Annotated in this window: 19 protein-coding genes; 7 read left to right on the forward strand and 12 right to left on the reverse strand. The window is 66.0% G+C overall.

Going from position 1 to position 25,937, the window contains the following annotated elements; genetic code table 11:
* Positions 1-140: 140 nt before the first annotated feature.
* Genes GEV02_RS14345 through GEV02_RS14360 form a run of 4 tightly spaced genes read right to left on the reverse strand, consistent with a single transcriptional unit; the run spans position 141 to position 9,326 of the window.
* Positions 141-1,568, reverse strand: coding sequence for an efflux transporter outer membrane subunit (locus GEV02_RS14345; protein WP_152838660.1), 1,428 nt, complete (start codon positions 1,566-1,568; stop codon positions 141-143).
* Positions 1,565-4,861, reverse strand: coding sequence for an efflux RND transporter permease subunit (locus GEV02_RS14350; RefSeq protein ID WP_328595817.1), 3,297 nt, complete (start codon positions 4,859-4,861; stop codon positions 1,565-1,567). The genes GEV02_RS14345 and GEV02_RS14350 overlap by 4 nt, the downstream gene beginning before the upstream one ends.
* Positions 4,858-7,965 (reverse strand): efflux RND transporter permease subunit, encoded by a 3,108-nt coding sequence (locus GEV02_RS14355; RefSeq protein WP_152838661.1) that lies wholly within the window; start codon positions 7,963-7,965, stop codon positions 4,858-4,860. The genes GEV02_RS14350 and GEV02_RS14355 overlap by 4 nt, the downstream gene beginning before the upstream one ends.
* Positions 7,962-9,326, reverse strand: coding sequence for an efflux RND transporter periplasmic adaptor subunit (locus tag GEV02_RS14360; protein WP_152838662.1), 1,365 nt, complete (start codon positions 9,324-9,326; stop codon positions 7,962-7,964). The genes GEV02_RS14355 and GEV02_RS14360 overlap by 4 nt, the downstream gene beginning before the upstream one ends.
* A 251-nt stretch (positions 9,327-9,577) precedes the next feature.
* On the opposite strand from GEV02_RS14360, the gene GEV02_RS14365 reads away from it, so the two are divergent.
* The 3 genes from GEV02_RS14365 to GEV02_RS14375 are packed head-to-tail and all read left to right on the forward strand — an operon-like array spanning position 9,578 to position 12,081.
* Entirely contained in the window at positions 9,578-10,048 is a 471-nt protein-coding gene (locus GEV02_RS14365) for a Spy/CpxP family protein refolding chaperone (RefSeq protein ID WP_152838663.1), read from the forward strand.
* A gap of 42 nt (positions 10,049-10,090) precedes the next feature.
* Entirely contained in the window at positions 10,091-10,804 is a 714-nt protein-coding gene (locus GEV02_RS14370; RefSeq protein WP_174999112.1) for a response regulator, read from the forward strand.
* The gene (locus GEV02_RS14375; RefSeq protein ID WP_152838665.1) at positions 10,804-12,081 is read left to right on the forward strand and encodes a sensor histidine kinase; all 1,278 of its coding nucleotides are present in this window, start codon (positions 10,804-10,806) and stop codon (positions 12,079-12,081) included. Before GEV02_RS14370 ends, GEV02_RS14375 begins: the two co-directional genes overlap by 1 nt.
* Here GEV02_RS14375 and GEV02_RS14380 read toward each other — a convergent pair.
* The 6 genes from GEV02_RS14380 to GEV02_RS14405 all read right to left on the reverse strand — a co-directional run bounded on the left by GEV02_RS14380 (position 12,044) and on the right by GEV02_RS14405 (position 21,432).
* Positions 12,044-12,586, reverse strand: a complete 543-nt coding sequence (locus tag GEV02_RS14380) for a GNAT family N-acetyltransferase (protein ID WP_152838666.1) — start codon at positions 12,584-12,586, stop codon at positions 12,044-12,046. The genes GEV02_RS14375 and GEV02_RS14380 overlap by 38 nt on opposite strands.
* A gap of 1 nt (position 12,587) precedes the next feature.
* Positions 12,588-14,471 carry a signal peptide peptidase SppA gene (gene sppA / locus GEV02_RS14385; protein WP_152838667.1) on the reverse strand — a complete coding sequence of 628 codons (1,884 nt, stop codon included), beginning with the start codon at positions 14,469-14,471 and terminating at the stop codon, positions 12,588-12,590.
* 51 nt (positions 14,472-14,522) lie between these two features.
* On the reverse strand, positions 14,523-15,968 hold the full coding sequence (locus GEV02_RS14390; protein WP_152838668.1) for a sodium:solute symporter: 1,446 nt from the start codon (positions 15,966-15,968) through the stop codon (positions 14,523-14,525).
* 73 nt (positions 15,969-16,041) lie between these two features.
* A complete protein-coding gene (locus GEV02_RS14395; RefSeq protein ID WP_152838669.1) occupies positions 16,042-17,253 on the reverse strand; it encodes an MFS transporter in 1,212 nt (403 codons plus the stop codon).
* A 103-nt stretch (positions 17,254-17,356) separates the two neighbouring features.
* Positions 17,357-19,273 carry a M61 family metallopeptidase gene (locus GEV02_RS14400; RefSeq protein ID WP_152838670.1) on the reverse strand — a complete coding sequence of 639 codons (1,917 nt, stop codon included), beginning with the start codon at positions 19,271-19,273 and terminating at the stop codon, positions 17,357-17,359.
* Between the two features lie 146 nt (positions 19,274-19,419).
* On the reverse strand, positions 19,420-21,432 hold the full coding sequence (locus GEV02_RS14405; protein ID WP_217433134.1) for a serine hydrolase domain-containing protein: 2,013 nt from the start codon (positions 21,430-21,432) through the stop codon (positions 19,420-19,422).
* A gap of 182 nt (positions 21,433-21,614) precedes the next feature.
* On the opposite strand from GEV02_RS14405, the gene GEV02_RS14410 reads away from it, so the two are divergent.
* The gene (locus tag GEV02_RS14410; protein WP_174999116.1) at positions 21,615-23,270 is read left to right on the forward strand and encodes a histidine kinase; all 1,656 of its coding nucleotides are present in this window, start codon (positions 21,615-21,617) and stop codon (positions 23,268-23,270) included.
* Positions 23,258-23,959, forward strand: a complete 702-nt coding sequence (locus GEV02_RS14415) for a LytR/AlgR family response regulator transcription factor (protein WP_174999118.1) — start codon at positions 23,258-23,260, stop codon at positions 23,957-23,959. The genes GEV02_RS14410 and GEV02_RS14415 overlap by 13 nt, the downstream gene beginning before the upstream one ends.
* Before the next feature lie 15 nt (positions 23,960-23,974).
* On the opposite strand, the gene GEV02_RS14420 is transcribed toward GEV02_RS14415, so the two are convergent.
* A complete protein-coding gene (locus tag GEV02_RS14420) occupies positions 23,975-24,328 on the reverse strand; it encodes a hypothetical protein (RefSeq protein ID WP_217433135.1) in 354 nt (117 codons plus the stop codon).
* A gap of 65 nt (positions 24,329-24,393) precedes the next feature.
* Here GEV02_RS14420 and GEV02_RS14425 point away from each other — a divergent pair, with 65 nt between their 5' ends.
* Positions 24,394-24,618, forward strand: coding sequence for a DUF3820 family protein (locus tag GEV02_RS14425; RefSeq protein WP_152838674.1), 225 nt, complete (start codon positions 24,394-24,396; stop codon positions 24,616-24,618).
* Here the strand turns inward: GEV02_RS14425 and GEV02_RS32890 are convergent.
* A complete protein-coding gene (locus tag GEV02_RS32890) occupies positions 24,605-24,781 on the reverse strand; it encodes a hypothetical protein (RefSeq protein ID WP_174999119.1) in 177 nt (58 codons plus the stop codon). The genes GEV02_RS14425 and GEV02_RS32890 overlap by 14 nt on opposite strands.
* 131 nt (positions 24,782-24,912) lie before the next feature.
* Between GEV02_RS32890 and GEV02_RS14430 the strand changes: the two genes are divergently transcribed.
* Positions 24,913-25,932: a M4 family metallopeptidase gene (locus tag GEV02_RS14430; protein ID WP_152838675.1), complete on the forward strand. Its 1,020-nt coding sequence runs from the start codon at positions 24,913-24,915 to the stop codon at positions 25,930-25,932.
* Positions 25,933-25,937 lie beyond the last annotated feature (5 nt).

Genomic DNA, 25,937 nt, shown 5'->3' on the forward strand with positions numbered 1-25,937 from the left:
CCGCCGGAAGAACCCTGCACCGGCGGTCAGGCGTCTCGGAGAAAATGGTATTTGTTTACATCTTGCCAGATGATTATACAAACACCACGTCCAAAAACCAAGCGCCGCCGCCCCGCTGTTGCAGGCCGCTGTTGTAGTCCCTACTCGCTAGCCATATGCCAGCCGCCGCCGAGCGACTGGATCAGCGCCACCGCAGTCGTCTGACGATCGGCCTGCGATTGCACCAGTGCGCGGCGCGCAGCCAGCGCCGTGTTCTGCGCCGTCACCACATCGCTGTAGCCGACCTGGCCGGCGCGGTAGCGGTTGAGCATCTGCGCCTCGACCTGGTCGGCCGCCTCGGAGGCGACCTTGCGCAAGTCCTGCTGCTGGGCCAGCGCACGCGTCGCGGCCAGCTGGTTCTCGACATCGGCAAACGCGGTCAGCACGGTCTGGCGATACTGGGCAATGGCAGCATCGCGCGCGGCCTCGGCGCCGCTGACGCGGGCCTTGGTGGCGCCGGCGTCGAACAAGGTCTGCGCCGCCGACAAGCCCAGCGACCACAGATTGTTGGAGGCGTTGAACAAGCCGCCGGTGGAGCCGGAACCGTAGCCGAAAGAGCCGGTCAGGTTCAGGCTCGGGAAGTAGGCGCTGCGGGCCACGCCGATCAGCTCATTGGCGGCGGCCACGCGACGCTCGGCGGCGGCGATGTCCGGCCGGCGCTGCAGCAGCGTCGATGGCACGCCGGTCGGCACATCCGGCACCACCACTTTCCACGGTGCGGGCGGCAGGCTGAAATCGCTGGCGGCCTTGCCCAGCAGGACCGCGATCGCATGTTCCAGCGTGGCGCGCTGGCGGCCCAGCGTAACCTGGTCGATGCGCGCATTGGCCAGCTGCGTTTGCGCTTGCAGCAGGTCCGACTTGGCGGCGATGCCGGCGTTGAAACGGTTCTGCGTGATCTGCAGCACGCGCTCGTAGCCTTCGGTGGTGGCGTCCAGCAGCGCCTTCTGGGCGTCGGTCTGGCGCAGCGAGAAGTAGTTGGTGGCCAGCTCGCCCTGTGCCGACAGGCGCGCCGCGGCCAGTTCGGCGGCGCTGGCTTGCATGCCGGCGCTGGCGTTGTTGGCGCCGGCGCGCAGCTTGCCCCAGATGTCCGGCTCCCAGCTGCCGCCGATGCTGGCGCGGTACTGGTTGGCGGTCGGCGTGTTGCCGCCTCCGCCGGAGCGGTTGGCGCTGCCGTTCAATGTCGCCGCCGGGAACAGCGAAGCGCGCTGCTGGTCGACCAGCGCCCGCGCCTGCGCGTAGTTGGCGACGGCGGCGGCGACGTTCTGGTTGGAGACGTCGATGCTGTCGGCCATCTGGTTCAGCAGCGGATCGCCGAACAGCTGCCACCACGGGCCGCGTTCCAGCGTATCGGCCGGCGCGGCGGCGGTCCAGCCGGCGGCGACCTTCTCGGCTTCGCTGGCGGTTTCCTTGTAGGCCGACGGCTGCGGCGTGGACGGCAGCTTGTAAGCCGGGCCGACGGCGCAGCCGCTGGCCAGCAGCGCCGCCAGCGCGATCAATGTGTAGCGGAAGGATGGTGCGTATGTGTTCATGGTGTGCTCGGCGCTTCGCTGTGGATGCGGCTTAAATGTTGTTCGGACGGGCTGCGGCGACGCAGCTTGTCCATCAGGATGTAGACCACGGGTGTGGTCAGCAGCGTCAATACCTGGCTGGCGATCAAGCCGCCGATGATGGCCACGCCCAGCGGCTGGCGCAGCTCGGAGCCTTCGCCGAAGCCGATCGCCAGCGGCAGCGCGCCCAGCGCGGCGGCCAGTGTGGTCATCAGGATCGGGCGGAAGCGCAGCAGGCAGGCTTCGCGCACCGCCTGCAACGGCGTCAGGCCGCGTGAGCGCTCGGCTTCCAGCGCGAAGTCGATGATCAGGATGGCGTTCTTCTTGACGATACCGATCAGCAGGAAGATGCCGATCAGCGAAATGGTCGAGAACTCCATCTTGAAGATCAGCAGCGCCAGCACCGCGCCCACGCCCGCCGACGGCAGCGTGGTCAACACGGTGATCGGATGCACCAGGCTTTCATACAGGATGCCCAGCACGATGTAGATCACCACGATGGCGGCCAGGATCAGCAGCGGCAGCGACTTGTTGCTGTCCTGCGCGGCCTTGGCCGAACCCTGGAAGCTGCCGCGCACATTGTTCGGCATGCCGATTTCCGCCTCCGCCGCCTTGATCTGCTCAGCGGCGTCGGACAGGCTGGTGCCGGGCTGCAGATTGAAAGCGATGGTGGTCGCCAGCTCGCCGTCCTGGTGGTTGATCGAGGTCGGCGCCGAGCTTTCGGCGAAGCTGGCCAGCGTCGACAGCGGCACCATGGTGGTGGCCTTGGTGCTCAGCGCCGAACCGGACGAAGCATCCTTGACCGCTGGCGCGGCCACGTTGGCCGGCGTGGCGCTGGCCGCGGTGGAACTGGTACTGGTGCCGCTACTGGTTGCGCTGGAGGCCACCGTCAACGCCACCGGTGCGCCGTTAGGATTGCTGGCGCTCGGCGCGGGCAGGCCTTTGGAAGGCACGTAGACATCGTTCAGCGCCGCCGGGCTCTTGGCAAACTCGCGCGGCACTTCCATGATGACGTGATACTGGTTCAGCTCAGAATAGATCGTGGCGACCTGGCGCTGGCCGAAGCTGTTATACAAGGCGTTGTCGACATCGCGCGCCGACAGTCCCAGGCGCGAAGCGCTGTTCTTGTCGATGGTGACGAAGGTTTCGACGCCGTTGTCCGCCTGGTCGGTATCGACATCGGTGAGCGCCTTCTGCCCTTTCATCGCATCGGCCAGACGGCTGGCCCACTTCTTCAAGTCGGCCTGGTTGTCGCTCTTGAGCGTGTACTGGTAGTTCGAATTGGCCTGGCGTCCGCCGGCCCGCAGATCCTGCACGGGGCTGAGGAACAGGCTCACGCCCGTGACCCTGGCCAGCTTGGGCCGCAGGCGCGCGATCACGGCCTGCCCCGCCACCGTGCGCTGGCTGGCCGGCTTCAGATTGATGAACATGAAGCCGCCGCCGGCCCTGCGGCCGCCGGTAAAGCCCACCACCGTGGCGACATCGGGATCGTCCTTGATGATGTTGACCAGCTGCTTCAGCTTGCCCTGCATGGCCTGGAACGAGATGCTCTGGTCGGCGCGGATGCCGCCGTTGATCTGGCCCGTGTCCTGCTGCGGGAAGCCGCCCTTAGGTATCGCCGCGAACAGGTAGAAGTTCAAGCCGATCACGAACACAAGGCTCAGCATCACCAGCCATACGCTGGACAGCGCCCAGTCCAGGCTATGCTCGTAGCCCTTCAGGATGAAATCGAACCCGCGCTCGAAGAAGCGGGCGATGCGGCCCGGCGGCTTGGCGTGAACGTGGCCCGGCTTGAGCAGCCAGGCGCACATCATCGGCGTGGTGGTCAGCGAGACCACCAGCGAAATCATCACCGCCGCCGACAGCGTGACGGCGAACTCCTTGAACAGCGCGCCGAACTGGCCGCCCATGAACAGCAGCGGAATGAACACGGCGATCAGCGAAAGGCTGATCGACAGCACGGTGAAGCCCACCTCGCGCGCGCCCAGCAGCGCCGCTTCGAAGCGGTCCATGCCGGCCTCGATGTGGCGGGTGGTATTTTCCAGCACCACGATGGCGTCATCGACGACGAAGCCGGTGGCCACCGTCAGCGCCATCAGCGACAGGTTGTTCAGGCTGAAGCCCAGCAGGTACATGGCGCCGAAGGTGCCCAGCAGCGACACCACGGTCGCCACCGCAGGCACGATGGTGGCGCGCACGCTGCGCAGGAAGGCGCTCACCACCAGCACCACCAGCAGAATGGAGATAATCAGCGTGATCTCGATCTCGTGCAGCGACGAGCGGATCGAATTGGTGCTGTCGCTGGCCACGTCGATCTTGACGTCCGGCGGCAACTGCGCCTGCAACTGGGGCAGCTGCGCGCGCACGCTGTTGACGGTCTCGATGACGTTGGCGCCCGCCTGCGAACGCAGGATGACGATGATCGCCGGCTTGCCGTTGAACAGACCGAGGTTGTTATTGTCTTCAACGCCATCGATCACCTGCGCCACGTCCTGGAGGCGAATGGCGGTGTCGTTGCGCCAGCCGACCACCAGGTTGCGGTAGTCGGCGGCGGAGCGTCCGCCGCTGGCGTTGGCCGAGACGGAATAAATCTGCAAGCGGCGGCCGTTGCCCTGCAAGGCGCCACGCGGACGGTTGGCGTTGGTGGCCTGGATGGCCGCGCGCACGTCTTCCGCCGACAGGCCGTAGCGGTTCAGCGCATAGGGATTCAGCTCCACGCGCACCGCCGGCAGCGAGCTGCCGCCCAGCTCCACGTCGCCCACGCCGGTCACTTGCGACAGGCGTTGCAGCACGGTGTTGGAGACGGCGTCGAAGATCTGGCCCGGCGTGCGGGTGTCCGACGTCAGCGCCAGGATCATCACCGGAATGCCGGAGGTATTGGCCTTGCGGTAGGTCGGGTTGCTGCGCAGCGTGGCCGGCAGATCGACGCGGCTGGCGTTGATGGCCGCCTGCACCTCGCGGGCGACCGAGTCGACGTTGCGGTTCAAATCGAATTGCAGAGTGACGCTGGAGGAACCGGTGTTCGATTGCGACGTCATCTCGTTGACGCCGGCGATCACGCCCAGGTGGCGCTCCAGCGGCGTGGAGACGCTGGTGGCCATGGTGGCGGGGCTGGCGCCAGGCAGGTTGGCGTTGACCGAGATGACGGGGAAGTCCACCTGCGGCAGCGGCGCCACCGGCAGCACGAAGAACGCGCCGATGCCGGCCAGCGCCAGGCCGCACGTCAGCAGGACGGTGGCGATCGGACGCTTGACGAAGGGCGAAGACAGATTCACAGCGCACCACCTTCAACGGAGGCCGGCTGGTTTGCGTCCTTGCGGCCGAAGCGGCGCGCCAGGCTGTCGAAGCCGAGGTAAATCACCGGCGTGGTGAACAGCGTGAGCATCTGGCTGACGATCAAGCCGCCGAAGATGGCCAGGCCCAGTGGGCGGCGCAGTTCCGCGCCCTCGCCCCAGCCCAGCATCAGCGGCACGGCGGCGAACAGCGCGGCCAGCGTCGTCATCAGGATCGGACGGAAGCGCAGCAGCGCGGCCTGGTGGATGGCCTCGCGCGGCGGCTTGCCCTCTTCCCGCTCGGCCTCGATGGCGAAGTCGATCATCATGATGGCGTTCTTCTTGACGATACCGATCAGCAGGATGATGCCGATGATGCCGATCACGCCCAGATCCTGGCCGCTGACCAGCAGCGCCAGCAAGGCGCCGACGCCGGCCGACGGCAGCGTCGACAGAATCGTCAGCGGATGGATATAGCTCTCATACAGCACGCCCAGCACGATGTAGACGCAGATCACGGCGGCCAGGATCAGCCACAGTTGATTCGACAGCGATGCCTGGTAAGCGCCGGACGCGCCGAGGAAGGTCAGCGTGACCGAGGCCGGGAAATGGATCTCGGCGGCGGCCTGCTTGATGCCATCCACCGCCGTGCCCAGCGAAACGCCGGGGGCCGTGTCGAAGCCCAGCGTGGTGGCCGGATACTGCGCCACGTGCGTGACCTGCAACGGCGCGGCGCGCTCGCTGATGGTGGCCACCGCCGACAGCGGCGTGGCCTTGCCCGAGCCGGTGCGGATCTGCAGGTTGCCCAGGTCGGCCGGCGTGGTGATGTCGTCGCGGCGCGCTTCCAGGATCACGCGGTACTGGTTGGTCTCGGTGAAGATGGTCGAGACGATGCGCTGGCCGAAGGCGCTGTACAGCGCGTCGTCAATGGAGGCGGCGGTGATCGACATGCGCGAGGCGCTGTCGCGGTCCACGCTGACGTAGGCCGCATTGGCGCTGGCGCCCACGTCCGACACCACATTGCGCAGCTCATGCCGCGTGCGCATCTGCTCCGCCAGTTTGTTGGCCCACAGGTTGACGGTGGCGTTGTCCGCACCTTCGATCGACACGCGGAACTGGGTCGGGCCGGATTCGGCGTCGATGGTCAAGTCCTGGGTCGGTTGCAGGTACAGCGTCAGGCCGGCGATCTGCGACACGCGCTGGCGCAGGCGGTCCATGGTCTCCTGCTGGCTGCCGATGCGCTTGTGTTTCAGGTTAATCAGCATGCTGCCGGTATGGAGCATGGTGTTGTTGGCTGCGTCGACGCCGACCACGGAACTGAGCGTGCCGACGTCCGGATCTTCCAGGATCAGGCGCGCGGCCTGCTGCTGCAGCTCCGCCATCTTGGCGTAGGAGACGGCTTTGCCGGTTTCCAGGCGCGCCTGCAATTGGCCGGTATCCTGCGTCGGGAACAGGCCTTTCGGGATCACCACGTACAGCAGCACCGTCAGCGCCATCGTGCCCAGCGCGACGAGCAGGGTCAGGCCCGCGTGGTTCAACACCCAGGTCAGCGAGCGGTCGTAGTGGCCGACCACCCAGTCGAAGAACTGCTGGAAGCGCTGCGCGAAGCGGCTAGGCTTTTCTTCGGCGTGGCTCTTGAGCCAGCGCGCCGACATCATCGGCACCAGCGTCAGCGAGACCACGGCGGAAATCAGGATGGTGATCGCCAGCGAGATCGCGAACTCGCGGAACAGGCGGCCCACCACGTCGCCCATGAACAGCAGCGGGATCAGCACGGCGATCAGCGACACCGTCAGCGAGATGATGGTGAAGCCGATCTGCTTGGCGCCCTTGAGCGCGGCGGCCATCGGCGTTTCGCCTTCTTCGATGTAGCGGGCGATGTTCTCGATCATGACGATCGCGTCATCGACCACGAAGCCGGTGGCGATGGTCAGCGCCATCAGCGACAGGTTGTTCAGGCTATAGCCCAGCAAGTACATCACGCCGCAGGTGCCAATCAGCGAGATCGGCACCGACAGGCTGGCGATCACGGTGGCGCGCAGGCTGTGAAGGAAGGCGAAGATCACCAGCACCACCAGCACCACGGCCAGCAGCAGCTCCATCTCCACGTGTTCGACCGAGGCGCGGATGCCGGTGGTGCGGTCGCTCAGCACCTCGACCTTCATCGCGCCCGGCAGGCCGGCTTGCAGCTCCGGCAGGCGGGCCTTGATGGCGTCGACGGTGGCGATGACGTTGGCGCCGGGCTGGCGCTGCACGTTGAGGATGATGGCCTGCTTGTTGCCGGACCATGCGCCCAGTTCGACGTTTTCCGCGCTGTCCTTGACGATGGCGACATCGTTCAGGCGCACCGGGGCGCCGTTCTTGTAGGCCAGGATCAGTTCCTTGTAATCCTTGGCCGTCACCAGCTGGTCGTTGGCGTTGATGCTGTAGGCGCGGGTCGGGCCGTCGAAGCTGCCCTTGGCGCCATTGGCGTTGGCGGCGGTGATCGCGGTGCGCAGCGTGTCCAGGCCCAGGCCATAGGAAGCCAGCGCGTTGGTGTCCGCCTGGATGCGCACGGCGGGACGCTGGCCGCCGCTGAGCGTGACCAGGCCGACGCCCGACACCTGGCTGATCTTCAGCGCCAGGCGGGTGTTGACCACGTTCTGCACTTCGGTCAGCGGCATGGTGTCCGAGGTGATGGCCAGCGTCAGCACGGGCGCGTCGGCCGGGTTGACCTTGGCGTAGACCGGCGGCGCCGGCAGATCGGTCGGCAGCAGCGAGGCGCCGGCGTTGATCGCGGCCTGCACTTCCTGCTCGGCCACGTCCAGCGTCTGGCCCAGGCCGAACTGCAGCGTGATGATGGAGACACCGGCGGCGCTGGTGGAGCTCATGCGCTGCAAGCCGGCCATCTGGCCGAACTGGCGCTCCAGCGGCGCGGTCACGGTCTGCCCCATCACTTCGGGGCTGCCGCCGGGGTACAGCGTCTGCACCTGGATGGTTGGGAAGTCGACCTGCGGCAGCGCCGACAGCGGCAGGAACTTGAAGCCCACGATACCGGCCAGGACGATCGCCAGCATCAGCAGCGATGTCGCTACCGGGCGCTGGATGAAGGGTGCTGATGGACTCATTGTTGTGCCGCGCCCTGTTCTTTGCGATGACGGCGCTCGCCGGCCGGCGCGGAGGCGTCGGCGGATGCGCCGGCCGAAGCACCGGCGGATCCACCGCGCTTGCCCCTGCCGCCTTCGCCCGGCAGCGTGACTTTGGCGCCCTCTTTCAGGCGGTCGCCGCCCTCGGTGATGACTTGCTCGCCCAGTTGCAGGCCGCTGGCGATCTGCACCTTGTCCACCGTGGCCTGGCCGCGCGTCACCGGACGCACGGTCACGCTCTTGTCGGCCTTGAGCACGTAGACGAAATCGCCGCTCGAACCGTGGCGCACCGCCGTCACCGGCACCATGATCGCGTCCTTGATGGTGCGCAGTTCCAGGCGTACGTTGACGAACTGGCTTGGGAACAGGTTGGATTTGGCGTTGGCGAAGCGCGCCTTGGCTTTCACCGTGCCAGTCTGCACATCGACCTGGTTGTCCATGGCGGAGAATTTGCCGTTATCCAGCGCATTGGTGCGGGTGCGGTCCAGCGCGATCGCCGTCAGCGAAGCGCCGTCGTTCACCTGTTTCATCACGCCTGGCACGCTGTCCTGCGGGATCGAGAATTCCACATCGATAGGCGACAGCTGGGTAATCACGGCGAGTCCGTTGGCGTCGCCCGATCCCACCAGATTGCCGACATCGACCACGCGCAGGCCCACGCGGCCGGTGATCGGCGCGATGACCTTGGTGTAGCCCAGATTCAGCCTGGCCGTGCCTTCCTGCGCGCGGTCGGTCATGACCGTGCCTTCAAGCTGCTTGACCAGCGCCGCCTGCGTGTCCACGTCCTGGCGGGCGATCGAGTCCTGGCCCAGCAGCGTGCGATAGCGGTTCAGCGTCAGCTTGGCGTTTTCCAGCTGCGCCTCGTCGCGCTGACGCTGGCCGGAAGCCTGCAACAGCGCCATTTCGAACTGGCGGGGATCGATCTGGGCCAGCACCTGGCCGGCCTTGACCATCTGGCCTTCCTTGAACAGTACATTCTGCAAGATGCCCGATACCTGCGGCCGCACGGTGGTGGTGGCCGCAGCCGTCACCGTGCCCAGCGCTTCCAGCGTGACCGGGATATCGACCTTCTCTGCGGTCGCCACGCCAACCGTGGTGGGCGCACCGCCACGGCGTCCGCCGCCACCGCCTGGGCCACCAGGGCCGCCAGCGCCCGGACCACCGGCGCCTTGCGCTCCAGGCGCGCCCGGACCACCGCCGCCGGCCGGCTGGTGCGTCAGGTACCACGCCAATCCGCCCAAGCCCGCCATGGCGGCGACGGCGATGACGCTGCCGACCACCCTGGAACGGCGGCTGCGCTGCGGTGGAGTGGCGGTCTGATTCGGCTTGACTGGTGTGTCCATCTTTATCCTTGTGTAGGCGTGCGTGTCCATGGCAAACACACCATGGCGATCAATGCGTGGACTCTAGCACAGGCGTCCTGCCGCTGTCAGTCGCAGCCGACCGAAGGTTACAAACTCGCTACAAATCAAGGACTTTGCGCATTCTCCGTTAATGTAGCTTTACATATCTTTACCGGCGCGACATCGCCGCTTCACGCTGGCGGCGCACACTGGCCTCGTTGTCTCCCAAATCAACCAAACGAGGACAAAACATGAGTATCTTTAACCGCCAAACCGTTGCCGCATTCCTGCTGGGTTCCACGCTGGTCGTGGGCGTCGGCGCCTTTGCCGTCGAACGCCACATGGGTGGCACGCACGCCGCCATCGACGCCGGCGCCCATATGGACCGCATGCTCAAGCACCTGTACGTTGAAGTCGACGCCACCGATGCGCAGAAAGCCAAGATCGAGCCGCTGGTGAAGGCCGCCATGGCCGACATCAAGCCGCTGCACCAGCAGGTGCATCAGCTCCATGCGCAGCTGATTGAGCAGATTTCCGCCGCCACCATCGACCGCACGGCGCTGGAAACCACCCGCGCCAACGGCCTGGCGCTGGCCGACCAGGCGTCGAAGCGCATCGTGCAGCTGCTGGCCGATGTGGGCGACACCCTGACGCCGGCGCAGCGCCAGAAGCTGGCCGAGCACCTGAGCCAGATGCACGGCCGCCATGGTCATCACGGCTAAGCCGTCTTGTGAAGCGGCTCGCCTGTCCGTAGAATGGTTCGCATGACTGATCATATTCTGCTGGTCGAAGACGACCCCCGCCTGGCCGAGATGCTCGTGGAGTATCTGGGCCAGGCGGCCTTTCGCGTCACGCACGCGGCCAACGGCCGCGCGGCGCTGGACTGCATCGCCGCCGGCGAGGTCGACGCCGTGATCCTGGACCTGATGCTGCCCGATATGGACGGCCTCGATGTCTGCCGCCAGCTGCGCGCCGTGTCCGATATTCCGGTGCTGATGCTGACCGCGCGCGGCGACGCCATCGACCGCATCATCGGCCTGGAGATCGGCGCCGACGACTACCTGCCCAAGCCCTTCGAACCGCGCGAGCTGCTGGCCCGCGTGCGCGCCATCCTGCGCCGCCGCGTCGAGCACCGCCACCAGCCGGACGCCGCGCCCCAGCGCGTCAGCGAACTGCTGCAGTTCGGTCGGCTGGAGATCGACCCGGCCGCCCATGCGGCCCGGCTGGATGGCGTCTCCTGCGAGCTGACCGCCTACCAGTTCGACCTGCTGCAGGTCCTGGCCCGCCACGCCGGCCGCGTACTGTCGCGCGACAGCCTGATGGAACTGCTCAAGGGCGAACCGCTGGAAGCCTTCGACCGTTCGATCGACGTCCACATGTCGCGCATCCGCGCCGCCGTCGAAGACGATCCGAAGAAACCGCGCCGCATCATCACCGTGCGCGGTGCCGGCTACCTGTTCGCCAAGGTGCAGGACTGATGGCCGGCCCGCGCTTCAGCTGGGGCCTGCCGCGCCTCTACTTCCGCTTCTACGCGGCGCTGCTTTTCAGCCTGCTGCTGTTCGCGGTGGCCGTGGTCATGGTGTGGAACCGCACCGGCGGCCCGCTGGAACGCTCCAACGCCACGCTGGCGATGGTGATGCAGAACGTGCTGGCGCCGGCCAACGCGCCGCGTGCCGAACAACAGGCCGCGCTGGAACGCGTGGCCGCCAACCTTAACGCCCACATGACGCTGTACACCCACGATTGGGAGCCGCTGGCCGTGGTCGGCGTGCAGATACCGGCACGCCACTGGCGGCAGCACAATATGGACGCCCCGCCGCCGGAATCCTACGTGCGGTTGCCGGACGGCCGCCGTCTGCTGTCGAGCGAACCGCTGGGCTTCACGCGGCCCAAGGCCATGCTGCACAACGCCCTGCTGCTGCTCGCGCTGGGCATAGGCATCGCCGCCTTCCCGCTGGTGCGGCGCCTGACCAAACGCCTGGAGCGCTTGCAGCAAGGCGTGGAATCGCTGGGCGCAGGCGACCTGACGGCGCGTGTGCCGGTCGAAGGCAAGGATGAAATCGCACGGCTGGCGCGCAGCTTCAACCGCGCCGCCGATCAGATCGAGGAGCTGGTCGGCGCGCATAAGACGCTGCTGGCCAATGCCTCGCACGAACTGCGCACGCCGCTGGCCCGCATCCGCCTGGCACTGGAGCTGATAAAGGACGATGTCGATCCCAAGCGCCGCGCAGGGCTGGAACAGGACATCGCCGAGTTGAACGAACTGCTGGACGAGATCCTGCTGGCCAGCCGCCTGGGCGCGATCAACGACAACACGCAACTGGAAGAGCTGGACCTGCTGGCCTTGGCGGCGGAAGAATGCGCGCGCTACGACGACGCGGTGCTGAACGGCGCCTCCGCCCCGATGCAGGGCGATCCGCGCCTGCTGCGCCGGCTGCTGCGCAACCTGCTGGAGAACGCGCACCGCCACGGCGTGCCGCCCGCGCACGTCAACATCGCCATTGCCGACGGCACGGCCACGCTGGCCGTGTGGGACAGCGGCCCGGGCATACCGGAAGAGGAATTCGAGCGGGTGTTCGAGCCGTTCTACCGCCGCCGCGGCACACGCGACAACAGCGGTGCGGGCCTGGGCCTGGCGCTGGTGCGCCAGATCGCCCGCCGTCACGGGGGCGAAGCGCGCTGCGTGCTGATGCCGGATGGCCGCAGCAGCTTCGAGATTACGCTGCCGCTGGCTGCAACGGCAGCGCCAGAATGATGTCGTCGTAGTCGGTATCGCCGACACGGAAGGTGCGCTGGCCGATCTGCGCAAAGCCGCAGCGCCGGTAGAACGCCAGCGCATCGTGGTTGCCCGCATAGACGCCCAGCAGCACGCGGCCCGCGCCACGCGCGCGCGCATCGGCCACCGCCGCATCCATCAGGCGCTTGCCGACGCGCTGGCCGTGAAAACGGTGCAGCAGGTAGATGCGCTTGATTTCCAGGTCGTCCTCATGCGGATCGGCGACCGGCAGCTTGGCCGGCGCCAGCACCAGATAGCCGATCGGCGCCCTGCCCGGCGTGGCTTCCGCCAGCCAGATGCGCATGTCGCCGTCGGCCAGCCAGTCGCGGTAGACGGCTGCCGCATGCTGGCGTTCGCAGTGCGCGATGATGTCGCCGCCATCGAGGATGCCGGCAAACGCTTCGAGAAAACTGGCCTTGCCCACTGCGGACAAGGCCTCTTCATCGCCGCGCGCGGCGGCGCGGATGCCGATCTCGTTGCTCATATCAGGGCGATTCGCACAGGCAGTGGGTGATCGCGGTGAACGGCTTGCGTGCCGCCGAAACCTCCGACAGCCAACCCAGATCGTTGACGATGCCGACGGCCGCGTTAGGCGGCAGGCCGGTGCTGGCGGTAACGCCCACCTTCAGCTGCGCGCCCAGGGTTTGCGCGACCGACTGCGCCACCGCGCGCGCGGCCGAACCGCCCACCATCTCGACCAGGCGATCGAATTTGCTGGTTTCGCGTTCGATGTAGACCACGCGGTAGTCGGTCAGCTTGGCGCGCTTGGCGGCGGACTTCAGCGCGTCGCCGTAGCTGCCCAGCGTATCGACCAGGCCACGTTCCTTGGCTTGCGCGCCGGTCCATACACGGCCCTGCGCCACGGCGTCGATTTTCTCCGGCGTGGTCTTGCGGGCCTTGGCGGCGCGGCCGGTGAACTCGGCGTAGACGTGGTTGATGCTGCCCTGGATCACCTGGCCGAAGCGCGGATCCAGCGGACGCAGTGGATTGCTGGCGTCGCCCAGCCAGGTGGTCGGCTGGCCGGCGGTGTGGATGCCCAGCTTGTCGATCACCTTGTCGGCGGTCGGCAGGATGGCGAACACGCCGATCGAGCCGGTGATAGTGTTCGGGTCGGCGATCACTTCATCGGACGACATCGAAATCCAGTAGCCGCCGGATGCGGCGACGTTACCCATCGAGACCACCACCGGCTTGCCGGCGGCGCGGGTCAGTTCCAGCTCGCGGCGGATCAGCTCCGAAGCGAAGGCGCTGCCGCCAGGCGAATCGACGCGCAGCACCACGGCCTTGATATGGTCGTCCTCGCGCGCGGCGCGTATCAGCTTGGAGGTCGAGTCGCCGCCGATGGCGCCGGGACCCGTGCTGCCGTCGCTGATCTCGCCCTGCGCCACGATCACGCCGACGGCGTCGCCGGTGAATTTGGGGCGCACGCGGGCCAGGTAGTCGTCAAAGCTGATCTGGCGGAAGCTCTTGCCCTCGGTGTCGAGCGCGCCGCGCTTGATCATCATCTCGCGCACTTCGTCCTTGGTTTTCAGGCCGTCGACCAGCTTGGCCGACAGCGTCAGCTTGGCCAGGTCGCCGTTGACCGCGGCCACTTGCGCCGGCAGGTCGTTGATGGTCTTCATGACCAGGCCTTCAGGCAGCTTGCGCGCCTTCTCGATGTCGCCGGTGTAGGAAGCCCACAGCGCGTTGTTCAGGTAAGCCTCCGCCTCGGTGGCGGCAGGCGATGGGCCGTTGGCGATATACGGTTCGCCGAAGCTCTTGTAGGTGCCCACGCGCAGCAGGTTGACCGTCACGCCCAGCTTGTCCAGCGCATCGCGGTAGTAGTTGCGATAGCGGCCGAAACCTTCCAGCATCACCACGCCCATCGGGTGCAGATAGACTTCGCTGGCATGCGCGGCCAGCAGGTACTGGCGCTGGTCGTAGCTGGAGCCCCAGGCCACCACCGGCTTGCCGGAAGCCTTGAAGCGTTCCAGCCCCGCCGCCACTTCGCGCAGCATGGCCTGGCCGCCGCCTTCCATTTCATCGGTCAGCAGCACGGCGCCGGTGATCTCGGGATCCTTGGCGGCCGTCTCCAGCACGGACAGCACATCGCGCAGCTGCATCATCTTGTGGTTCTCGCCGCCGCGCACGCTGGTCAGCAGCGCGTCGCGGGCGTTGCCGCTGGACTGTTCGACCAGCTGGCCCTTCAGGTTCAGCACCAGCGTGGTCTTGGATTGCAGCGGCTTGGCGCCGCCGCCGAAGATGGCGTAGCCCAGCACGATGAGCACGAACAGGAACAGCAGGTTCAATACCGCGCGGCGGCCGGTATCCAGCGCCCGCCACAAAAAGGCACAGCCGCTGCGTATGTAGGAAAACGTTGATCTGCTCATTGATACTCCAGGTGATTGCGTAAATTACAAGAATAATACTGCATGCCACTGCTACTGTCGCGGTTTGGAAATCAGGCACAGCCCGGCAAACACCAGCAAGCCGTTCATGATAAGCAACTCCAGGCCCAAGCGGTAGCTGCCAAAAAGCAATTTCTGATGATAATCAATGGCGTAGCAGATGGCGGGACCGGCCAGCGCAACCAGCGGTACCCAACGATCGCGCACGCTGCGTCGGGTCAGGATGCCGAAGGCGAACAGGCCCAGCAGCGGGCCGTAGGTGTAGCCGGTCAGCTTCAGCACCAGGCCTATCATGCTGGCGTTGTCCACCCATTTGAACAGCAGCACCAGCAGCAGGAACAGCGCGCAAAAGCCCAGGTGCACGCGGTGGCGCAGGCGCAGCTGGGCCGCCGGCGGCAGATCGCTACGGCGCTGGATGCCGAGGATGTCGATGCAGAAGGTCGAGGTCAGCGCGGTCAGCGCGCCGTCTGCGCTGGGGAACAGCGCCGACACCAGGCCGATGAAGAAGACCAGCTGCACGGCGGCCGGCATGTGCTGCATCACCACGGCCGGGAACAGCTTGTCGCCGCTGGCGGCCAGGCCGACCGTGGGCGCGTACAGGCTCAGCAGGCCACCGAGGAACATGAACAGCAGCAGCACGCCGGTCAGGATCACGGTCAGCAGCAGCATGTTCTTTTGCGAATCGCGCAGCGTCCGCACCGAGATATTTTTCTGCATGATTTCCTGGTCCATGCCGGTCATCGCCAGCACGATGAAGAAGCCGGCCAGGAACTGCTTCCAGAAATAGGCGGGGCTGTCGACCGAGCTGGTGACGACACGCGTCAGGCCCTGCGCCTCCATCGCGGCCAGGCTGTCCGGCAGGCTCAGGCCAAGTTGGCCCAGCAGCCAGCCGGCGCAGATCAGCAAGCCCAGCAGCATGCCGGTGGTTTGCAGCGTATCGGTCCAGACGATGGTCTGCACGCCGCCTTCGTAGGTGTACAGCAGGATCATGGCCAGGATCACCAGCGTGGTCAGCCAGAACGGCACGCCCAGGCTGTCGAGGATGGTCGCCTGCAGGATGTTGACCACCAGGTAGAGCCGCGCCGACGCGCTCAGCGTGCGCGACAGGATGAAGAAGGCGGCGCCGCTCTGGTAGGACCGGCGGCCCAGCCGCACGTCGAGATAGTGGTAGATCGAGGTCAGCTTGAGGCGGTAGTACAGCGGCAGCAGGATGTAGGCGACGGCGATGTAGCCCAGCACATAGCCCAGTATCACCTGCACATAACCGAAGCCGTCGCGGCCGATAGCGCCGGGCACGCTGACGAAGGTGACGCCGCTCAGCGTGGTGCCCACCATGCCGAACGCGACCAGCATCCAGTTGCTGCGCTTGTTACCGATGAAGAAGCTGTCGTTGGTGGCGTTGCGGGAGGTGCGCCAGGCCACGGCCAGCAGCAAGGCGAAATAAGAGAAGACCAGGCAGAACAGGGAAACAGCGGACATGAGGTGGCGATTTAGTGATTCGATTCGCCGCCAATATACACCGGCCGTGCCTGCTGCGCGGCCGGTCCCTGTTTTAGTGGGCTACGGCGTGGATCGATTTCTCGCCGCCGGCGCTGGCGGGACGCGGATTCAGACGGTCCAGGCGGCCGCTGAGCACGGTCAAGCCCAAGGCGCCCAGCACCACCAGGCCGCCGACCCAGCCGGTATGGATCAGGCCGAAATGATCGACGATCAGGCCGCCGCCCCAGGCGCCGCCGGCGATGCCGACGTTGAAGGCGGCAATGTTCAGGCCCGAGGCCACGTCGACGGCGCGCGGCGTGAAGTGCTCGGCCTGCTGCACCACGTACACCTGCAAGCCGGCGACATTACCGAAGGCCACGGCGCCCCACGCCAGCACGGTCGCCAGCACCAGCCATTTGTACGGCGCGGTAAAGCTCAGCACGAACAGCACGGCGGCCAGGCCGAGGAAGATGATCTTCAGCGCGCCGATCGGACCGCGCCGGTCGGCCAGCTTGCCGCCCCAGATATTGCCGACCGCGACAGACACGCCGTACACCAGCATCACCAGGCCCACCGTGTTGGCGCTGAAGCCGGTGATGTCCTGCAGGATGGGCGCGAGGTAGGTGAAGGCGGTGAACGAACCGCCATAGCCGAGCGCGGTGATCGCATACACCAGCAGCAGACGCGGCTCGCCCAGCACCTTGACCTGTTGCAGCAGCGAGGCAGGCTTGCTGTGCTTGATGGTCGACGGCACGAACAGCAGGCTGCCGAGGAAGGCGATCACGCCCAGCGCGGACACGGCCAGGAAGGTTTCGCGCCAGCCGAAGTGCTGGCCGATGAAGGTGCCCAGCGGCACGCCCGTCACCAGCGCCACGGTCAGGCCGGTGAACATGATGGCGATCGCGCTGGCGGCCTTCTCTTTCGGTACCAGCGAGGTGGCGATGGTCGAGCCGATCGAGAAGAACACGCCATGCGCCAGCCCGGTCAGGATGCGGGCGACCACCAGCGATTCATAGCCAGGCGCTTTCCAGGCCAGCAGATTGCCGAGCGTGAACAGCACCATCAGCGACACCAGCAGCGTCTTGCGCGGCACTTTGCCGCTGAGGGCGGTCAGCACCGGAGCGCCGACGGCGACGCCCAGCGCGTACAGGCTGACCAGCAGCCCGGCCGACGGCAGGTTCACGCCCAGATCGGCGGCGATGGTCGGCAGCAGGCCGACGATGACAAATTCGGTGGTCCCGATGGCAAACGCGCTGATGGTCAGCGCCAGCAAGGCAATAGGCATGACATTCACTCCTGAAAAGTTGATGTCATGCAGTATCGGGACTTTCGTTAATGAGAAAAAGACTCGAAAATGGCAAACATATTTGATTTCAAGTCAATAATCATCACTCCATCTTGCCCAGCAACTGCGAGAGGCGTTCGACCGTGCCCGGAATGCGCTCCAGCATCGGGTAGCGCAGCGATCCGAAATACTCGATGCCGACCGCGTGTTCGGCGCCGTCCGCCGCGAAGGTCAATTCGATCGCCTGCCGGCTGGCGGCGGCCGAACGGATCGCCTGCTTCAACGCTTCATCGCTATACGGCTGCTTGCCGACAGTCAGCAGCCTGGCGCCGATGCTGATCCCCGCGCGGAACGCCGGGCCATCCCAGGCCACGCTTTTGACCGCGCCGCTGCGCCCCACCACGACGCCCAGCGACGTGGACAGATCGGCGCCGCCCAGGTCGGCCTCGTGCTGCACAAAGAACTCGCTCGGCTGGTCGGTGTAGACCAGGCGGTAGCCGCCGCGCTTCAGGCCGTCCAGCAGATGGGTATCGTCGTGCGTATGCAGGCGCTTGGTGAAGTAGTCCGCCCAGTTGTAGGCCACGATGCGATTCAGGGTTTTGCAGACATCGTCGAAGGTGTAGGTCGATATCGTGCGGCTGTTCTGCCCTGCGCCAAAGAAGACGGCGGCGAAATCCGCCAGGCTTTTCTTGTCGCCGCTCAGTTCGCGCAGCAGCATGTCCACGTCCAGCCACAGCATCACGCCTTCGGGGTAGTAGTCTTCGCGGCGCTGCCAGTCACGCCAGTTCGCCTGCTTGCCCGGCATGTACAGCGCGTCGATGGTGCTGTCCTGCAGCGATTTCCATAGTCGGCCCTTGCGCTCGCTCATCAGCGAGGCAGTCTCCGCCAGCGCATCCAGGCCCTGCTGCACAGTACGCATGCCCAGGCGCGAGGCCATGACGTCGGCCCAGAACTCGGTCTGTCCTTCGTACACCCACAGCAGGCTGCCGCGCATCGGCAGGTTCAGGTTGGGCGACCACAGATCGGCCGGCTGCCGCGTGCGGCCGTTCCAGGAGTGCGCGAACTCGTGCACGATCAGGTTGGCCAGGAACATCTGCTCGGCGGGATTGTGTGCATAGCCGGCCGACACGTTGATCTCGGTGGACTCCTGGTGTTCATAGCCGCCGCCGGACTGCATCACGTCCGACATCGACATCAGGAAATCGAAATGGCGATAGTGCTGGGAACGGAACAACTGCGGCACGGCCACCACCATCTGCTTGAGCCGGGCCAGCCATTCCGCCGGCAAGTCCAGCGCCGCATCGGAGTCGCCGAACAAATTCAGGCGCACCGGTATCGCCGGCGCCGAGGTCAGGTCGATGCGCTTGTAGTGCAGGCCGGCATAGACCGGCGCATCGGCCAGGTCTTCGAAATTGGCCTGCTTGAACGTGATGCGGTTGGCGGCCGCGCGCTCCGTTTCCAGCGAGGTGGCGTACTGAAAATCCTTGGGCAGCGCCAGCTCGGCCTGGACCGCGATATTGCGGATGAACCAGCCGGCCGGATACAGCGCGACCTTGTGCCAGGGCAGCGTCAGCATATGCGGGGAGATCAGCTTGGGGCCGTACAGGGCAGGCAGAAACTGGAATTCGATGTTCAGTTGCTTGACGCCTGCCGGAACGTCGAGCCGGAAGGCAAACGGATTGACCGGATCACGCTGCCAGTCCAGCCGTCGCGCACCGGCCTTGATCTCCAGGCCGGCCAGCGGCGCGACCTCCTGCGTGGCCGAATGGCTGCCGGTTTCCCATTGCGGATACAGCAGCACCATCGCACCCGGCTTTTGCACCGGGATGGTTTCATGGACGCGGAATATCTTGTGGACGGTGTCGGTCGCATCGACCTTCAGCTGGATGGCGCCGCGAAACGGCCGGTCGCGCGGGGTTTCAATCCCGGTGGCGTCCGGCGCGGGCCGCGGGCCGACGCTGGCGTAGACGGGGGCCGCGATCCCGATGGCAGCCAATACAGCGAGTAGCAGGTTTTTCATTTTGAGATTGCAATGAGCATGGAAAGCTTTCACTTGCAAAATGCATGCCAACTCCCAATGCAAAGCTCAGGGGCAAGGATGGACGCTACGCTGTCCGCAGCGTGTCTAGCGATGTCCGGCGGACGTCCGCTGCCGGCATGACCGCATTATTCCACCTTGCGATGCACATAGGCACGCGCCACGGCGGCGTTCGGATAATCCGGCCGCAATTCCAGCGCCTTGCGGTAGGCGTCCAGCGCCTGCGCGCCCTGCCCTTGTGCCGCAGACAGTTCGCCCAGACTGTCGTAGAGGTTGGCGTCGTCCGGATACAGCATGGTCGCGCCCTGCAAAACTTTGACGCCGTGCTGCGGCTGGCCGGCGCCGCTCAGTTCATAGGCGAAGCGATTGAGCGCTTCGGCGCTGGCGCCGCTGCCCGGATCGAGCGCCTGCGCGGCGCGCAGCTGGCGCAGGCCGGTATCGCGCCGGCCCACGGCCATTTCCACCGTGCCGTGCAGCGCCAGCGCGCCGGCATCGGCCGCGTACCAGGCGCCGGCCAGCCGCGCCGCCGCCAGCGCACCGGCGTCGTCGGCACCGGCCAGCATGCGCATCGCACCAGCCTTCAGTTCAGCCACATGGTCCGGATAGGCACGCTTGCCGGCATAGCGCAGCTTCATTTGCCGCTCCAATGCAGCAACGCCTGCCGCACTGCCCAGATCGGGCTGCCGCAGCGGTGCCGCAACGCTGCTGCGCCAGTCGCTCTGCAAGGCGCCGATGGCGGCTTCCAGCGACGGCGCCATGCGCTGCGCCCCGGGCAAGGCCAGGTAGTCGGCGAAGAAGGACAATGCACCCCGGTTCGAATAATCCTCCAGGCGGGCGCCGTTGGCCTTCAACGCGGCGGCCATGGCGCTGCCCAGCCGCGCCAGATGCAGGCCGCCCTTCGGATGGCGCGCAGCTTGCAGGCTGGCCGGGTCCGGCTGCGCGCTCCAGGCATTGACGAAGGCTAGCGATGCTGCCAACTGGCCGGCATCGGCGTCCATGGCCCGGCCGTTGCGCTCGAACCAGGCGCGCCCTTCGTCGAACACCGCCTGGGCCAGTACGTTAGCCGGCTGCAAGCTGGCATCCGCCACGTAGGCGCGACGGTGCCAGGCTTCGCCGGTGAGCTGTTCAAACAAACGCTGGACCAGCAGCCGCGTCTCCACCCGCTGCAAATTGGCCGCCACGGCGATGGTCAGCTTGCGCGAGGGGAAGCAAAACAGGTAGGTCGAAGTTTCGGGCTGGATGCCGTCATGGGCGATGCCGAAGCGGCCCGGCGTGACGCCGGTTTCCCAGCCCATGCCGTAGCCGGTGAAGTCGCCGCCGGCGGTCGTCATGGGCTCGAACATCATGGCCATGCTGGCGGGCGACAGCAGCTTTCCCTGGCTGACGCCGCCGCCGAAGCGCAGCATGTCCAGCACGGTCGCGCGCGTGCCGCCGGCGGCGAAACGGCTGCTGATATCGATGAATTCCGCGTGCCGCAGCTGGCCGTCCTGCAACTGATAGCCGCGCACGCGCCGGGGTATCAGCGCCAGCGGATCGTCGAGGCGGGTGTCAACCATGCCCAGCGGCCCCCACACGCTGCGTTGCATGTGCTCGCCATAGCTGTCGCCGGTGGCGCCTTCGATGGCGGCGCCCAGCAGGTTGTAGCCGTAACTGGTGTAGCGGTAACGGGCGCCGGGCGCGGCGATCAGGTCGAACTGGCTGAACACCGCGATCGACTGGCGCGTGTCCATATGCTGCTTGAAGTGCTGCTCCAGCGCCGAATTGCGGTAGGCGTCGATGCCGCCCAGATGGCCTAGCAGCTGGCGCACCGTGACCACCGATGCCTTGCGCGGGAAATACGGCACATACGATTGGATCTCGGCGTCGAGATCGAGCTTTCCCTGCTCGGCCAGGCGCAGTACGGCCGCAGCCGTCATCGGCTTGGTCACCGATGCCATGCGGTAGCTCGACAGCGCCGTTGCCGGCGTCTTGTTCTCGATGTCGGCGTAGCCATAGCCCCTCGCCCACGTCTTCCCATCCATGCTGTAGCCGATGGACAGGCCGGGGATCTTCCTGGCCGCCATCTCCGCGGCGACGAACTGGTCGAACCCGGCCGGGCCGGCGTTGGCGCTGGCGTGGACCGGCGCTGCGCAAGCGAGCATCAAGGGAAGCATCAAGGCGGTCAGTCTCATGGGTGGCATGGTAAGTTGGCGACCCTCGCATCCTAGCCGAAAGCACCGCCAGCGCCGCCGGCAAATGCATGAACGGCACCATGCCAGCCTGAATTGCACCGGCACGCCAGACAAACCCCGCTACAATGCCTGCTCGTCGATCCAAGGAAACCATGCGCCGCATTCTGATTGCCTGTTGCCTGCTATTGCTTCTGCCCCTGCCGGGCATGGCCGGCGCCGCATGGTTCGACGGCCTGCGTTTCATCCAGCGCGATTTCAGCCGCTGCACGGAAGCCGGGGCCGGCGCACAGCGCAACTTCACATTGGCGCAGTTGGCGCCAAAGCGCTCCTACTGTCTGCTGGCGCCGTTCGACATGGCTCAGCAGGCGACCGAGCCACATGTGTTGCAGCTGTCGGCGTTGGCCGCCACCGAAGTATTCCTCGACGGCGTGCTGGTCGGCAGCAACGGCATCCCCGCCGATACCGCAGCCGGCGAGCGCGAAGGCCTGATCGACTACCGGCTCACGCTGACGCCGCAGCAACTGGCAGCCGGCCGCCATACGCTGACGCTGAAAATGTCGACCTGGCACGCCAGCCCGCAAGTGCACATGCTGTTCCACGAACTATCGCTGCAACCGCAGTCATCGCTGCGCTCCGCCGCGCTGTCCAACCTGCCGGCGATGCTGCTGGCCGGCGCCCTGGCATTGGCGGCGCTGCTGTTCGCTGGCCTGATCGCGTTCTACCAGCGCAACGCCACCTGGTGCGTGTTCCTGCTGCTATGCTTGACGGCCAGCAGCCTGCTGCTGGTCGAGGCCTGGCGCGACCTGGCCAACTATGCGTACGGCTGGCACCTGCTGCGGCTGTGGTGCGTGACCGCCCTCAGCGCCGCCTTCGCCCTGCTGCTTCCCGCCTACTTCCTGCTGGCCAGCGGGGTTCGCCGCCTGCTGCCGGTGATGGGTGCGCTGGCGCTGGCCTTGCTGGCCGCCGTGCTGGCCGTGCCCTGGTTCGATGGCCGGGCCGCGCTGATGTTCGTCATCGCGCTGCTGGCAAGTACCGGCATCAACTTGCTGGCCTGGCGCCGCCGGCGCGACGGTGCGCCGGCAGGGCTGGCCGTGTCCTTGCTGTCGATCGGCGTGTTCCTGTTGCCCGGCATCGACTTCGCCCGCACCGGCTTCGCGCTGGTGGTGTGCCTGCTGCTGTCGACCATCCTGGTCCAGCTGCTGCGCCGCTTCGTGCGCGAGCGCGACCGCGCCGCGCTCGCGACGCGCTTCGAAAACCAGTTGCTGCGCAAAAGCCTGCAACCGCATTTCCTGATGAACGCACTGAGCCTGATCGGCGAACTGGTGCACCAGTCGCCGGTGCGCGCCGAAAGCTATATCGAAGCGCTGGGACGCGAATTCAGGATGCTGGGCGAATATGCCCGCCGCCCCACCATCGCGCTCGACGATGAACTGGCGCTGTGCCGCAACTACCTTGAGATCATGAGCACGCGCTACCAGCAACGCTTCACGCTGGACGTGCAAGGCACGACCAGCGCCGCCATGATGCTGCCACCGGCGATCCTGCTGACCTCGCTGGAGAACGCCTTCTCCCACAACCGCTACGGCCGCGACGTGGCGTTCACGCTGGACATCGATGCGCAGCAACACCGGATATGCCTGCGCCTGTCCGCGCCGCAGGCGCAGGCGCGCGCGCACCACGGCGGCGGCACCGGACTCGACTACATCCGCCAGAGCCTGGCCGAAGCGTTTGGCGCCAGGGCCGCGTACACCACCGAACATCGCGACGGCGCCTGGCTGTCCACCTTCGCACTGCCATGCGCATCCTGATCGTCGAGGACGAGCCCCTGGTGGCGCAGCGCCTGCAACGCGAAGTGGCGACATTCTTCGGCGCCGGCGTCCGCCGCGTGGCCCATTGCGATACGCTGGCCGGCACCCATGCCCTGCTGCGGGAAGAGCAGTTCGACCTGGTCCTGCTGGACCTGAACCTGCACGGCGAGGACGGTTTCAAATTACTGGAGATGACTGGACCGGCGCCGTTCAACACCATCGTGGTATCGGCCCATGCGGAGCGCGCGCTGACCGCCTTCGATGTCGGCGTGCTCGATTTCGTCGCCAAGCCGTTCAGCCAGGCGCGCCTGACGCAAGCCTTCCAGCGCCATCTGGACAGCACCGCCGGCGCCCGTTCGCGCAAGCTGCTGGTGCGGCGCCTGGGCGATATCGAATTGGTGGAGTTCAGCGCGATCAGCCACGTGCGCGCGGACGGCCATTACGCCGAATTGGTGATGGCGGACGGCAGCACGCGCTTTTATGACCAGCCGCTCGACAAGCTGCTGGAAGCGCTGGGGGAAGGCTTCATGCGCGTGCACCGTTCCCATGCCGTGAACCTGGCGCATGTGGTGCGCTTGACGGTCGAGGCCGGCGGGCGTTATGGGCTCGACACCCGTTACGCCACCGCCATCCCGGTGTCGCGGTCGCTCTATCCGGCCGTGAAGGCAGCGCTGGCCGCCCCCACGTAAGCCAGGCCGCAGCGCTTATTCGGCTTTGGTCAGCTCGACGCCGTCAACCGTCATCTTCATTTTCTTGTCGTCCTGATGCGGCGGCTTGCTCACCACGAAGGTGCTGCGGATGATGCCGACGCCGACGTCGAAGTTGTCGCCATTGAAGCCCAGCATGTCGACGTTGAGGTCGAGGTTCTTGCCGGGCTGCTTGCGTTTGTAGTGCAGCTTGCCGCTGGCGGCGATGTTGAGTTCCATATCCTTGCCCTTCCATTCGCCGATGTAGGCGCGCTTGTCGGACGGGATGGGTTGCGGATCGGCCTGCGCGAACAGCGGCACGACTAGCGCACCCAGCAGCAGAACGGATTTGAAGGTAAGCTTAAATGACATACGGATCCTTTTAGACTAGGTTTAAGATAGCTAAAATAGCAATCCGATTGTAATGTAAGCCGACGATGAACTCAGAAAAACTTGCCCTGCTGCTAACGCGCGAAATGCCCTATGGTAAATACAAGGGCCGCGTCATCGCCGACCTGCCCGGTCACTACCTGGGCTGGTTCGCGCGCGAAGGCTTTCCCTCCGGCGAGCTGGGCGGCTTGATCGCGCTGATGTACGAGCTCGACCACAACGACCTGCGCAGCCTGCTCGATCCGCTGCGCAAGGCCATCAGGCCTGCTTGAGTTTCTCTGGCTTGGCGACAAAGACCAGAGGGATGGCGAAGGGGCCGATCACGGCGACCAGCATGGCCCAGAGCGTAGTCGGCCGGACGTTGCGGCGCTTGGCGATGTAGAGGCACACAAAGCCCGAAAGCAGCCAGACTAAAGCGGGGACATATTCGGACATGGTGAACTCCAGGGACTGATCGAACGAAAGATACTCCATACTCGCATGAAAAAATTGCTAAAGCAATCGTGACGTGCCGGCAATGAAAACAAGTGTATAAAGACATCATTGCATTTGTGAAGGAGAACGTCATGCCGATCCACCCGCACGGCTGCACTTGCTTCATCATCCCTTCCCGCATGCTGCGCCAGCTGGCCGATGAGGCCGAGCCCGCCGAACGCCACCTGCTGCTGGACCAGTGCGAAATGTCGGCCCATCTGCGCGGCCAGCGCTCGGTCGCGCCGACGTTGGCGGGCACCGCCGCTCCCGGCGAAAAGCGCCGCACCGTCTACGACGCCAGGCACAAGGCCACCCTGCCCGGCAAGCTGATGCGCGGCGAAGGCAGCATGGCGGTGGCCGATGTCTCCGTCAACCAGGCCTACGACGGCGCCGGCACCACCTACGATTTCTTCCGCGAAGTCCTGAAGCGCAACTCCATCGACAACAAGGGCTTGCGCATCGACTCCACCGTGCATTTCCAGACCAGGTTCAACAACGCCTTCTGGAACGGCCAGCAAATGGTCTACGGCGATGGCGACGGCAAGCTCTTCCTCGGCTTCACCCACGCCCTCGAAGTCATCGCGCACGAGCTGACCCACGGCGTCACCCAGCACGCCGTGCCGGGCGGCCTGGTCTACGAAAACCAGAGCGGCGCGCTGAACGAGTCGATCTCCGATGTGTTTGGCAGCCTGGTCAAGCAGTGGAAGCTCAAGCAGAGCGCCGAGCAGGCGGACTGGCTGATCGGCGCGGGCATCCTGGCGGCCAGCGTCGGCAAGGCGCTGCGCTCGATGGCCGATCCCGGCAACAAGGAATTAACCTGGTCGGGCGACGAGCAACCGAAAACCATGGCAGGATATGTGGACGGCGGCGACGTGCACACCAATTCAGGCATCCCCAACCATGCCTTCTATGCGGCGGCCATCGCGCTCAAGGGCAATGCCTGGGAGAAGGCCGGGCCCATCTGGTACAAGGCGCTCGGCCTGCTGACCTCGACCGCCACCTTCGCCGACATGGCCAAGGCGACCACGCAGGCGGCGGTGCTGCTGTATGGCGCCGATTCAGCCGAGCAGCACGCCGTGCAGGCAGCATGGAAGGTGGTTGGCGTTGTGTGAAAGGA

Source organism: Rugamonas aquatica, assembly GCF_009380215.1.
Classification (GTDB): domain Bacteria; phylum Pseudomonadota; class Gammaproteobacteria; order Burkholderiales; family Burkholderiaceae_D; genus Rugamonas; species Rugamonas aquatica_B.